At 49.4% G+C, this 12,450-nt stretch carries 10 protein-coding genes; 1 reads left to right on the top strand and 9 read right to left on the bottom strand.

Annotation, left to right across the window (positions count from 1 at the left end; genetic code table 11):
- Positions 1 to 209: 209 nt before the first annotated feature.
- The 3 genes from NDA01_RS29390 to NDA01_RS29380 all read right to left on the bottom strand — a co-directional run bounded on the left by NDA01_RS29390 (position 210) and on the right by NDA01_RS29380 (position 2,489).
- Positions 210 to 767: a DsbA family protein gene (locus NDA01_RS29390; protein WP_348230800.1), complete on the bottom strand. Its 558-nt coding sequence runs from the start codon at positions 765 to 767 to the stop codon at positions 210 to 212.
- Positions 768 to 1,186: 419 nt separating this feature from the next.
- Complete coding sequence (locus NDA01_RS29385; RefSeq protein WP_348230799.1) at positions 1,187 to 1,603, bottom strand: hypothetical protein; 417 nt, start codon at positions 1,601 to 1,603, stop codon at positions 1,187 to 1,189.
- Positions 1,596 to 2,489: a pirin family protein gene (locus tag NDA01_RS29380; RefSeq protein WP_348230798.1), complete on the bottom strand. Its 894-nt coding sequence runs from the start codon at positions 2,487 to 2,489 to the stop codon at positions 1,596 to 1,598. Before NDA01_RS29380 ends, NDA01_RS29385 begins: the two co-directional genes overlap by 8 nt.
- 124 nt (positions 2,490 to 2,613) lie before the next feature.
- Here NDA01_RS29380 and NDA01_RS29375 point away from each other — a divergent pair, with 124 nt between their 5' ends.
- Positions 2,614 to 3,168: a PadR family transcriptional regulator gene (locus NDA01_RS29375; RefSeq protein ID WP_348230797.1), complete on the top strand. Its 555-nt coding sequence runs from the start codon at positions 2,614 to 2,616 to the stop codon at positions 3,166 to 3,168.
- Positions 3,169 to 3,209: 41 nt separating this feature from the next.
- On the opposite strand, the gene NDA01_RS29370 is transcribed toward NDA01_RS29375, so the two are convergent.
- The 6 genes from NDA01_RS29370 to NDA01_RS29345 form a co-directional block, all read right to left on the bottom strand.
- Complete coding sequence (locus NDA01_RS29370) at positions 3,210 to 3,599, bottom strand: pirin family protein (protein WP_431193573.1); 390 nt, start codon at positions 3,597 to 3,599, stop codon at positions 3,210 to 3,212.
- 58 nt (positions 3,600 to 3,657) lie between these two features.
- Positions 3,658 to 4,143: a nuclear transport factor 2 family protein gene (locus NDA01_RS29365; RefSeq protein ID WP_348230796.1), complete on the bottom strand. Its 486-nt coding sequence runs from the start codon at positions 4,141 to 4,143 to the stop codon at positions 3,658 to 3,660.
- Between the two features lie 106 nt (positions 4,144 to 4,249).
- The gene (locus NDA01_RS29360) at positions 4,250 to 5,728 is read right to left on the bottom strand and encodes a GMC family oxidoreductase (protein WP_348230802.1); all 1,479 of its coding nucleotides are present in this window, start codon (positions 5,726 to 5,728) and stop codon (positions 4,250 to 4,252) included.
- Positions 5,729 to 5,819: 91 nt separating this feature from the next.
- The gene (locus NDA01_RS29355; protein WP_431193572.1) at positions 5,820 to 5,990 is read right to left on the bottom strand and encodes a hypothetical protein; all 171 of its coding nucleotides are present in this window, start codon (positions 5,988 to 5,990) and stop codon (positions 5,820 to 5,822) included.
- Between the two features lie 242 nt (positions 5,991 to 6,232).
- Entirely contained in the window at positions 6,233 to 6,862 is a 630-nt protein-coding gene (locus NDA01_RS29350; protein ID WP_348230795.1) for a response regulator, read from the bottom strand.
- Positions 6,863 to 6,874: 12 nt separating this feature from the next.
- On the bottom strand, positions 6,875 to 12,436 hold the full coding sequence (locus NDA01_RS29345) for an AAA family ATPase (protein WP_431193571.1): 5,562 nt from the start codon (positions 12,434 to 12,436) through the stop codon (positions 6,875 to 6,877).
- Positions 12,437 to 12,450 lie beyond the last annotated feature (14 nt).

Genomic DNA, 12,450 nt, shown 5'->3' with positions numbered 1-12,450 from the left:
GTCATCAGATGGAGGAGGATAGACTTGTTGGAGCCGCTCAGCGACCTCTTGGGCAACCGTAACAAGAGCATGATTAGGAGAGCGCGCAGTGGGAAAATGAGTCTGAGTTGAAAGCCTCGATTGCTTAAAATCATCTTTGGGCGATCGTGGACTGAATTTCATAAAATTGTCCTCAGTCAAACATAGATGGCGAGTAAAGATTGAGAAGCTTAATGACTTGTAGTAGCAATGGCTGTTATTAACTCTGTCATTCTCCAGCGTCCGGTATATTGAATGTTATTGATAAACAGGGCTGGGGCAGTCGTTACTCCACTGTCTATTCCGCCTTCGATATCTTCGTTGATGCGATCGATATGCACTTGTTTAGACAACTCTTTGAGAAACTGAGGAATGTCGAGCCCTAAATCATTGGCGTACTCGACAAGATAACCGTTCTCCAACCTTTGTTGATGGTCAAATAAAGTATCGCTCATTAACCAAAACTTTCCTTGGGCGGCGGCGGCTTCGGCGACTTGGGCTGCCCGTTGAGCATGGGGATAAATCTTTGTTTGTGGAAAATGACGGAAGATAAAACATAAATCATCCTCTCCAGAAGCAGCACTAAGCTCTCGTTTGATCGCTTTAATCAGCTTGTAAACGTCTGCACTTCTAGGACATTGATAGTCTCCATACATCACCAGCACGACCTTAGCACTCAGCACACCTTGCATCCAATCTTGGGTTGAAGGAGGTACAAGTAAGGAACTATGGCTACGATCGTCGCTCATCTTTGTACATTCGTATCAGACAGGAAACCTTGCAATTAACTTACTCGATCACTTGACTGCATCTCTATTTGCATAAATTCAATATAGAAGATCGCTTTCGAGTCGTCGTCTATAGTGAGTTAAAAGTTTTACAGTACAGATTGATAGAGTTGCTATGCGATCGCAGAGTAGAAGGCTGGTTATAACTTAAGTTAGAATGGGACACACTGATTTGTTTGAGAGTACATCAGTTTGTAGTGACTATCAGAGTAGGTAGTATGATCAGTCAAACGTTTCTCTCCCAATAGGGCGGATTCCCAAATCGTTGAATCAGGAAATCAATAAACACCTGAACACGTCGCGAATGCTTACGACTCGGTAAACACAATGCATAAAAGCAGTTCGTCCAGATTAAATTTAATCTGGACGAACTGCTCAATTTATAGTTGAACTTTAGTCGCTAGCAGTGTGACCAAATCAGCATGAGCTAACACCACATCGGGGTTGCGTTGAAACGCCGCATCATACTTCACAGCAAAGTCATTTCCAGCTTCATCAGGTGTGAGTAGAATCCGAACATCAGCAATGAGAGCAGCAATTACCTCAGAGGTGATCGGCTCATCCGAGTGGATTAACTCATCAATTTGCACAATCAATTCTGAGAGGTGATGCAACCAGGCAAATTGATCGTGATTGATCACTAGTTGCAGGAATTCACCTTTAGAAACCCGCCCGCGCACCTGTTCGTAACGAATACGCTCTGTATCCAACAACAGTTTATGTAAATGCAATAACTTGATGCGGATATCGGTCAGCAGTTGATGTTGGGTCATGCGGTGTTGAAGCGTGTTATGCATAAATATGTCCCATCCTTCCATTTCGGTAATCGTCGATCGCTTGCAGGATTTCGGCTTCAGTGTTCATCACAAAGGGACCATAGCGCACCACAGGTTCATTCAGCGGCACTCCGGCAATCAGCAGTAGATCAAGGGGTTGGGTGGCATCCGTAGGATTGGCTATCGCCACTTCCTCCCCATCAGGTGCAAAAATCACCATTTGCCCATCCTCACCCCGTTCCTGCTCAGTGCTAAACAAACCAGCCCCATCGAGGACATAGGCAAAGGCGTTGTACTCTTTCGGTACCGGTTGAACAATGCTTGCTCCCGGTTGGAGCGTGAAGTGCAGGTAGATAATCGGGGTGCGGGTTTCAATCACCGCTTTCGCCCCCAACGCTTCTCCCGCAATCACACGCACCGTCACAGACCCATCTTTGGTCTGAGCCACCGGAATCTGCGCTGATGGAATTTCCTGATAATGAGGAGCAATCATCTTGTCCTGCTGCGGCAAGTTGACCCAGAGTTGAATGCCGTGCAGTCGCCCACCCGTGCGGGTAAACTCAGCTTCTGGCATTTCGGAATGCACTACGCCTGCCCCAGCAGTCATCCACTGCACATCACCGGGATTGAGCAGTCCGGCATGACCGACCGAGTCCTTATGTTCCAGCCGTCCATTCAGGACGTAGCTGACGGTTTCAAAGCCACGATGGGGATGATCCGGTGCGCCCTTTGCTTGACCGGGCTTCAGATTCACAGGACCCAATTCATCGAGAAGGAGAAACGGATCAAACTCAGAGAAACTGCTCTTAGGAAAGGGACGACGCACCAGGAAGCCTGCTCCTTCAAGCGTTTCTACACTATTGATGATTCCAGCAACGGTTCGGAGTGTTTGAGTTTGAGTTGTCATACAGTTGCCTCCAGGCAAACAATTTATAAGATTTATCTTATATATGATTAATCATATAATAACATAGAAGGATATAAATTCTATGGGTAGGGCTTGTCCTCCCTATTCGTTCGGTAAACCGCCTATGTCTCTTGCCCATGTGATTCTGGGTCTGCTCCAACAACAGGAGCGGACAGGCTACGACCTCAAAACCGAGTGCTTTGACGATTGCATTTCCCATCTGTGGCCAGCAGATCAGGCGCAGATTTATCGGACTTTAAACAAACTGGAGTCACAGGGGTGGATTACCTGTACTGTTGAGATTCAGCACGATCGCCCCAATCGCAAGGTTTACCGAATTACCAAAGCAGGTGAAACAGAGTTAACCCAATGGCTCCAGACGCATCATCCGTTGCCCGTGTTGCGAGAGCCATTGCTGGTGCAACTCTATTTGGCGGCTCAGTTGCCTAACGAGGCGATCGTGTATCTGCTAGAGCAGGAACTGGAAGCACGGCAAGAAAAGCTAGCCCAGTGTGAGGCGATCGAGGCTCTATCTTTGAGTAATCCGACTGCATCGCGTGAACAAAAACTGCATCGACTGGTTTTGGACTTAGTGAAGCAACGGGAACAGACTTATTTAGATTGGTTGGAAAAGGCGATACGTGCTATGCACACGCTGCGCGATCGCAACAATCCGTAGCCAATCAACGTAAATTCCTTTGAATATATTGCGATGGAAAGTCAACAGAAATTCAAGCATTGGCTACGACGTATGGAGACGGAGAGGTAGGTCATCTGTGCCAGTGCTTTGCGCCTCGCCATAGCGCCCACGCAGTGCCCGCACAGGCCCTTCCTGCGGCACGTCGGACGGAGCCAGGTAGATGCTTTGCGCAGGCGTGTTTTCTTCCGCAGCGGGCAAGGCGATCCCGAGCTGGAAGCCTTTAACCTGCGTGTCGCCAATGGGGGTGCCGAGTGCCACACGCCGTTTCCTGCCTTTATCCATTCAACACCGCCAGCCGCCAAAACGCCTTGCTGACCAGTCGTGTCCACATAGCGAAAGTTACTTTGAGTCATGAACGTCAGCGTCGCGATGCCGGAGTGCGGGTGTATGGGGAACCCTTGGTTCCCCACAGTGGCATCAAAACTGGCTAGGTCAAGGAACACGAACGGTTTTAGCAACTCGCCAAGGTCACCAGAACTTTGCGCCGCTCATGGCTGCCATGAACGCCATCGGGTCCCAGTACTCGCGGTAATTGACGATCAACCCATTCTTGACAGTCACAAACGTGGCGTAGCTCATTTCATAGGGGTTGCCGTTACTGATCACCCGGCCTGAGACGCTCCATTCGGCAATAGCCATGTTGGGGTCATCGGTAGAGTTGATCTTCAGCGTGGGAGTCCGCTGCACGTCAATAACGCTGGGATAGTTCTTCAAATACTCGTAGATAGCCGCTCGGCCCACCAGCTTTCTGGACGCCACGTCGGGCGCGAAGGGAAATTCGACGACGACGTTTTCGTCGCAGAGTTCAGCCCAGCCCTTAATATCTTTGGCTAGGAAAGTGTCCAGACTGCGCTTCAGCAATTGCGCTGCGGTCAGACCCTTGCCAGCCTCTTGCGTGTGTGCGGGTGCGGCGGTGGCGAGCGTGACGTCGCTTGTGAGATGATCTTGTTTCATGTGATTGTGTCCAAGTTGGGGTTGATGATGTTGACTTGCCCCTGCGGCAAATCTCAGAGCTATCGCTCTTTCGGGCGGGGTTGCTTTCACTGATTGCGTACTTCTCTTAGGCCATCCGGGCAGCGATGCTTTCGGCCAGCATCATGGTCGGGAAAGCCGTTGCGACGGAGGGCACGTCAGGCCAGATCGAGGCATCGACGACTCGCAGGCTCTTGACGCCACGAACGTGCCCGTCAATATCCACCACGGCCCCGGCATCGCGCGGTCCGCCCATGGGTACAGTGGAGGTCGGATGCTGATAGCTCTGCACAGAGGTCGCGAGCGCGGCGTTGATCGAAGCGCGGTCGCTCTTTGCCGCGCCCGGCGCCAGTTCTGCACCCACCATATCGGCAAAAGGCTGCTGACGCGCAATGTTCCGGATGACTTCGACACCATCGACCAATCGCTCGCGGTCACTGCTGTCCGTCAGGAAGCCGAGATCGATGATGGGCGCAGCATAGGGATCGCGGCTGGCGATGGTGAGGGAACCCACGGAACGCGGTCTCACGAGCGCAGCGAACAGCAGGAATATCGCGCCGTCGGAAGTCTGCCCATCGTCGGGCAGGGTCGCGGTGCTGATGTTCAGATCTGCCTCGCCGTTCGTCGCGTGGTTGGATGCCGTCCACAGCATTGCCCCTATGGGTGGATACGGAAGGCCTACTGCTTCCTTGCGAATCGACCAGACGGTCGGGACCATCGGGTGATCCTGTAGACGGCGACCGACCGGCAGCTCGGACACGACCGGGATGTCAAGACCTCGCAGCACCTCAGAGGGGCCAATGCCGGAACGCATCAGGATCGCCGGGCTGACATAGGTGCCCGCTGAAAGGATGATTTCACCGGCTAGGATGATTGCCCCGCCCGCCAGTCGGACGCCTTGGGCCTGGCCATGCTCCACTAACACGGCATCGACCAGCGTCTCGTCGCGGATGGTCAGATTAGGTCGGGCGCGCACCGCATCGCCCAACAAGGTCATTCCTGTGTTAAGCCTCACACCCATGCGGGTATTCATCACATAGGGACCAACGCCCAGCGGCTGCCCCGTCGTAAAACCCGATGTGCGCTGGTAGCCCGCAGCCAGTGCCGACGCGATGAAGTCGCGATGCTGGTCAGACACTTCTTCATCGCCGAGCTGGTGGATGGGGACGCAGCCGTCGCGGCCGTCGCCGCCAGTGCCGGAGGTACGCTCCAGCGAACGATAGAAGGCCTGCGAGCTTTGCCAGTTCAAGGCGTCGAGGTCATGCGCCTTGGCCCAGCGATCGTGGTCGTATTTCGGCACCCGCATCGCCACTGCACCGTTGATGGCAGACGAGCCACCCAGCACCTTGCCGCGGTTGAGCTGAAGCCTTCTGCCCAGCACGCCAGGCTCGCTGTAAAAGCCCCAGTCGTGCTGCGGATCGCCACCCACTAGGTCCTGGCGGCGGACTGGGTCGGGATAGGCGTTTGGGGGATAGGCCTTGCCCGCTTCGATCAGCAAGACACGGCGAGATGGATCAGCACTCAGGCGATTGGCCAGCACTGCGCCGGCGGATCCGCCACCGACGATGATAACGTCAAACTCTGCTCAGCCAGCGCGCCCAGCAAAGTCTCGGCGGCTCTGTTCTGTTGCATTGATTGTTTGATTGCCTTTCATTTCATTACTCCTGTAAGGTCTTTTCCGCACGGCACATGCCGCGCATTGGGGTGGCATTGGCGCGGAGGACTAGGAGTTCAATGTCATGCACAAGTTGGAAGAGTCCGCTCTGATGATCAATCAGCAGCAGCACGCTGTCATTGGGATCGATCATTGTGTCGATGGTGTTGCTCATGGGTTTGTCTCCTTCTTGATTCAAATTCAATCAATGTCGTTTTTTCCTAGCTATCTGGGGCGTGTCCAGTTCTAGTACTCAGCTTCTTTCGGAATAAGTTCAATATAGGAGATCGCTTTCAAGCCGTCGTCTATAGTGAGTTAACGCTTTTACAGTACAAATTGATAGAGTAACTGTACGATCGCAAAGTAGAAGGCTGACTCTAACTTAAGTTAGAAGCTGAATTTGATCGAAAGTACATCCTACAAACTAACAATGCCGCGTTTGACGGCAACAATCACCGCTTGGGTGCGATCGCTGACATCTAACTTATTCAAAATCCGATTAACATGAGATTTGACAGTGCCTTCACCGATACTCAAAGCAGTCGCAATATCGGCATTGCTCATTCCCTGTGCGAGTGAGCGGAGTACTGCTAGTTCTCTTTCACTCAGTTCTGGATTGCTGAGGCGCTGTACTAACTTTGCTCCTACATCGGACGGAATATACTTCTGACCCCGATGAACGGTACGAATGGCATTCAGAAGCTCGTCTGGTTCAGTTTCTTTCAATAGATATCCTTTGGCGCCTGCCTGCAATCCCCGATAGATATCTTCGTCACTATCGTAAGTGGTCAGGACAATAATCCGAGCCGATTTAGCAGCAGCACAAATTGCACCGATGGCGGCAACTCCTTCCACTTCCAGCATTCGCAAATCCATGAGTGTAACATCCGGTTGATGTTCCCCAAATAGCGCGATCGCCTGTTCCCCATTTTCGGCTTGGGCAATCACCTGCATATCTGGGGCACGGTCAATAATCGTGGCTAATCCTTGCCGAAAAATGGCGTGATCATCCGCAATTAAAACCCGAATGGGCGTGGCTTGGCTCATCGTGATGCTCACTCAAGGGTTGACGGTGACAATAATCTCTGTTCCTTGTCCAGGTTGACTCCAAATCGTCAGTTGTGCGCCGATGCGCTCTGCCCGTTCGCTCATGCCGAGTAAGCCAAAACCCTCAAAGGATGGAATACTCCCAACTCCAAAACCCTGTCCATTGTCTTTCACGCGCAAGCAAACCTGATCGCGATCGTAGATTAGCTCCACTCGAATTTCGTCAGCATTGGCATGTTTAATCGCATTGGTTAATGCTTCCTGCCCCATCCGCAGTAGGTTACTCTCGACTTCAGTGGGGAGAGCATACACTGCCCCTTCGATCTCATAGTGCAAAGTAGTATCCATTGCGGCAGTTCTGATTTGAGCGATGAGACGATGGAGAGCGCTCTGTAAATTGCCTTCTTCCAAAAGCTGAGGACGCAGCGCGACGACCGATCGCCGTGCTTCAGTCAGTCCAGTTCGTGCCAATTCTTTGATCAGGTCTAGATGTGCCCCAGTTGCTTCTACATCATCCGTGAGCACCTGTTTTGCAGCACCCACCTGAGCCAGAATACCTGTAAACGCCTGAGCGAGTGTATCGTGAATTTCGCGTGCCATGCGGTTGCGCTCCTCTAAAATTGAGGCTTCTTCTGCTTGCTTCAGCGCCGTAATATCTCGCACTAACCAAATCACCTGCTCGTGCCGAATCGGGGCAATGCGAACCGAAAACCAGATTTCTCGTCCAGCTTTCCAGTGGCTGTATTCAACGGTGAGGGCTTGTTGGGTTCTCAGCACCTGCTGCATGCAACTCAGGAATTCATCGGCTTGTTCCTTGACAAGGAGTTGATGCAGTGTTTTACCAATCTGCTCCTCGATTGGTTTACATGACTGATTGGGCTCTCTCTCGACTGCATCGAGTACTTGCCCTTCAGCAGTTAGGACATACAACGGGTCGGGAATTGCCGCAATTAAAGTTTGCAGCTCTTTCTCTGAAGCTTGTAAAGCCTCTTCTGCTTGTTTACGCTGGGTGGTGTCATTGCCAACCGATAAGATTTCAACGACCTCTCCCTGTTCATTGAAGATGGCTTGATTCGACCAAACCATCCAAACTCGCCGTCCATCTCGACACAGATTTTCACCTTCGCCCTGCGGGTACGATTGAGGATTACGAAGTAAATCGTGGACCATGGGTCTCATATCGCGTCCAGAGGTTTCGATGTCTGGAATGATGGTTTCAAATAAGGTTCGCCCTAAAATCTCATGTTCTTCATAGCCCAAGAGTTTCACCCCATAATCGTTGATGTATCGAATTCGTCCTTGCGGATCATAGCGAATGATAACGGAATTCGCGGTTTGTAGCAGGTTACGATAATTCGCTTCACTTTGTCTCAATGCGGCTTCGGTCTGTTGACGTTCAGCAATTTCCTGCTGTAGGGATTGAGTTCGCTCTTCTACCTTCCTTTCCAATGTTTCGGTATAGTCTGCTAACTGTTCATATAACCGAGCATTCTCCAGTGAAATTGCTGCCTGAGCCATCAACAGTTTGAGGACTTGTAAGCGATCGCGGGTAAACACTCCAGTACTGAGATTGTTCTCCAGATAAAGGATGCCGATCATCTGACTTTGCTTGAGAATTGGCATAGAGAGGAGCGATCGCGTCTGTTGCTTTTGAATGTAAGGATCAGTCAAAAAAGATGGTTCGCTGACTGCATCATCAAACACCAGAGTTTCTTGAGTACGTTCTACTGAGTAAATGACGGGGACAGGAATCGTTGCACAGTCAGTAACAGCGATCTTTTCCAGGTTGCACTGTCTACTCCCACTACACTGAGCCACCACAGTGAGTCGATCGTCTTCCAGGAGCACTAGAACGCCTGTTTCGGCTCCGGCATTTTCTATCACCACCTGCATTAACGTGGCGATCAATTGATCGAGATGGATTATTTCTGAAAGAGCTTGAGCTGCTTTCATTACCGCAGCCAAATCGATTGCCGCAGTCGGATGAAGAGTCGTTTTAGCGGTCAAGATTGAGTTCGATTGCCGAATCAGGTTGGAATTAAGTAGTTGTGGATAGCGTTTTTCTAAATCTTTGACTTTAGCAGTTGCGCCCCATCTTTCATAGCAGTAGTGTGCTTCTTTCATGTAGAGCTGAGCAATCTTTTCCCGACCTCGCGCTAGATAATGTTTTGCAGCCAATTCGTATGCTAACGCCTCTTCCTGGATATATTCATTTTCTCTGGCTCCTTGAATCGCCTGTTCATAAAACTCTTCAGCCTCAAGAAACTGCCCTAAGACTCGCGCTTTCTCTGCCTCGACTAGATAAAATTTATGTAAATAATTCATTGGGGCGTGCTCTGCCCATTTCTGCATTTTTTCTTGGTTGGTATTAACACAGTTTAGCCAAACTACTTTTTCAGAGTTTGAAGCATCAGGTGATAGGCTCAAAAGCGCTAGAGAATGATAGAAACAGAATATAGGTAGACTTATTATTGCTGACACCTCTTCAAAATGTTGACTTGCCACAACGACGGTTTGTACAGCTTGATGATGTTCTTCAAATAGATAAAACAGTATGACTTTGTGTAAATAGAGTATTTGAATTACAGTTCCATCTTTAACTGCAATAGCGTGTGATAACGCCTTCTCTTCATTACACACCCGACCAACTAAGCGACTGGGATTCTCAGACCTATCTAACAAATTAAGAATAGTCTGCCACACTATTGCAAGCCAATTCGAGGGGCTTTCCCGTCTGATTTGATTGGTCGCTTTGCTATAGGTTGCTGTTTTTTGTTCCAGTTGGGTGAGTTCCTCTCCAGCAGAAAACGAGTTATAGCATACGTTATAGGCAGCATAACCAGCACATTCAAAGTCTCCAGTTTCTACTCCACTTTGATAGGCATCAGCCAGCATGGGTATTATGTTCCTAAGATGCACCTTCCATTGCATGATATGGGTACCCGAAAACCTTAGGGTTCTAGCCTTGCCTCTTTTGGTATTCAATCGTTCTGCTAAGCTAAGAGCCAATTGACCAAATTTATAGCCGAGTTCAATGTCTTGAACAACTCCACATAGAACAAATCCGTAGGCAGCATAATACATCGGTGACCAGATAGTATTACCGTAGTTGATTGATAAATTTACCGTTTTGCATATAATCAGTATCCACAGTGCTGGTAACGTTATAAATGCAGCAGATCCTATATTCGCTAGGATTGTTATAGCTGCCAGTGGTTCTGGTGCAGCAATCTCTGGTAAATTAGTCAAGTCTTTGATTTCTCGTTCAGCGAGTAGTGCAGCCGTTGACTCCAATTCCCTTTGAACATCTGCCTGACTTGGATTTTCTATTAAATCTATTCCCAAGAGCTTTAACGCTTCCAACCCAGTTTTGAGTGTTTCTTTCAGGTTGCCCTGTGACAAATATCTTTGAATGCTGCTATGGTAAACCTGCACTTTATCAACCACTGTTTTGGCACGATCGAGTACCACTTCTACCAACTGTTCCATCTCATCAAAGCAACCCTGGAGATACGCCGCTTCTGCTGCTTCTGAGTACAGCGCTAAGGTAAGGTCATACTCACGCTGCCAACTCTCTGAATTGAGAAGTTTAAGCCCTGTCGTGAAATACTTAAAAGCTGCTTCATGAGCCGTTGCTGCCTTTGCTTTCTGACCTGCCATTAAATTCAATCTGGCAATTTCAGTTCGTTCTGATCGAGCAGTGACTAGCTCAAGTCCTTGATTGAGATGATCGATGATTTCAAACAACCGCTCGGATCGTTGATCTGGTGAAGTTTTTTCGAGCAAATTGCCACCGATTTGGAGATGAACAACCTGTTTCTGCGAATCATCAATCAAAGCATAGGCCGCTTGCTGAACGCGATCGTGCAGAAACTTATACTCTTGAACTAACAAATCTTCGTCCAAGTCAGACAGAGGTTGAATTAATCCTGCTTGTATTGCTGTTAATAAATCCTGAAAAATTGCTTTCGGTGATTTTTCGCAAATGATGGCTAACGTTTCTAAATCAAACTCAGACCCAACACAAGCAGCGATGGAGAGAACTTGCTGTGTTGATTCCGGCAATTTCTGCAACTGACGCAGCAGCAACTCCACCACATTATCCGTGATATCTTGAGCTTCAATCTCAGCCAGGTTCCACTGCCAACTCAACTGTTGAGCATCAAAGGTCAACAGGTTTTCGCTATGCAGCAGCTTCAAAAATTCACCAACAAAGAAAGGGTTGCCCTCGGTTTTACGCAACACAACTTGGGTTAAGGAACGAACGGTATCAGGATTGTGATGTAATGTCTCAGCCACCAATTGAGTTAACGGTTCCAGGGTTAAGGGGGTCAGGGTGATTTCCTGAAGTACTGCTCTCTGGTTTCGCATGCTCTTTAGCGTTAAGACCAACGGATGCGTTGGAGTCAGTTCGTTATCTCGGTAGGCTCCGATCAAAAACAGATACTGGATTTGCTCATCAAGTAAGATGAGTTCGATTAACTTCAACGTCGCAGAATCGATCCACTGTAGATCGTCTAAGAAAATGACTAGGGGATGCTCTTTGGCACAAAACGCCCGCACAAACCTCTGAAACGTGAGATTGAAGCGATTCTGTGCCTCAGTTGCTCCAACTTCGGGTATAGGCGACTGCTTGCCAATGATTAACTCAACTTCGGGGATGACATCAATGATGATTTGTCCGTTGCTGCCCAGAGCAGTGAGCAGGCGCGATCGCCACACTTCCACCTGCTCATCCGGTTCACTCAAGAGTTGCTGCACCAATTTTTGCAGGGCATCGACGATCGCGCTGTAGGGAATATTGCGCCCAAATTGGTCAAATTTACCCCAGATAAAATAGCCGTGCTTTGCGGTGATCGGTTTAAAGAGTTCCTGTACCAATGCTGTTTTGCCAACGCCAGCGTAACCAGAGACCAGCATCATTTCACGGACTGCCTTACTCCCTGCCACTCTGTCAAACGCCACCCATAATGCTGCAATCTCCGCTTCTCGCCCATACAGTTTTTGAGGAATGCGGAACTGCTCGGAAACATCTTGCAGACCCAATGGCATCGGTTCAATTAAACCCACTTCTGCCAGTTGCTGGGCACAGCGTTCTAGATCTGCTTTGATGCCCCAAGCACTTTGATAGCGATCCTCCGCATTCTTTGCCATCAGTTTCAAAATCAGATCTGAAACAGGTTGGGGAATCGTTGCGTTCAATTCATGCGGGGGAGTCGGCGGTCTGGCAATGTGGCAGTGGACTAGCTCTAGGAGATCTGTAGTGGGAAACGGTAATTGTCCCGCCAACAGTTCGTAGAAGGTTGCACCCAGTGAATAAAAGTCGGTGCGATAGTCAAGCATCCGGTTCATTCGTCCGGTTTGCTCTGGCGACAAATAGGCGGGGGTTCCTTCTAGAAGATAGAGACTTTTGAAGGTGGGATTGGTGCGGCTGAAGCGAGTGGCAATACCAAAATCAATGATTTTGACCACGCCAGTCCTCGGATTAAAGACAATGTTGCCAGGATTAATATCTTTATGGATGACATGAGCCGCATGGATTTTGCCTAGAGTATCCGTAATGGCGATCGCCATATTCAAAAAAACCG

Source organism: Trichocoleus desertorum AS-A10 (assembly GCF_039962155.1).
Lineage (GTDB): Bacteria > Cyanobacteriota > Cyanobacteriia > FACHB-46 > FACHB-46 > Trichocoleus.
Note: the sequence above shows the minus strand (reverse complement) of the source record. Positions and strands in the feature narration are given on the sequence as shown.

Excerpts from the sequence above, each read along its gene's own strand:
- NDA01_RS29375 (WP_348230797.1), top strand. The coding sequence starts at position 2,614 with ATGTCTCTTGCCCATGTGATTCTGGGTCTGCTCCAACAACAGGAGCGG.
- NDA01_RS29365 (WP_348230796.1), bottom strand. The coding sequence starts at position 4,143 with ATGAAACAAGATCATCTCACAAGCGACGTCACGCTCGCCACCGCCGCA.
- NDA01_RS29380 (WP_348230798.1), bottom strand. The coding sequence starts at position 2,489 with ATGACAACTCAAACTCAAACACTCCGAACCGTTGCTGGAATCATCAAT.
- NDA01_RS29390 (WP_348230800.1), bottom strand. The coding sequence starts at position 767 with ATGAGCGACGATCGTAGCCATAGTTCCTTACTTGTACCTCCTTCAACC.
- NDA01_RS29355 (WP_431193572.1), bottom strand. The coding sequence starts at position 5,990 with ATGAGCAACACCATCGACACAATGATCGATCCCAATGACAGCGTGCTG.
- NDA01_RS29385 (WP_348230799.1), bottom strand. The coding sequence starts at position 1,603 with ATGCATAACACGCTTCAACACCGCATGACCCAACATCAACTGCTGACC.
- NDA01_RS29350 (WP_348230795.1), bottom strand. The coding sequence starts at position 6,862 with ATGAGCCAAGCCACGCCCATTCGGGTTTTAATTGCGGATGATCACGCC.
- NDA01_RS29345 (WP_431193571.1), bottom strand. The coding sequence starts at position 12,436 with ATGGCGATCGCCATTACGGATACTCTAGGCAAAATCCATGCGGCTCAT.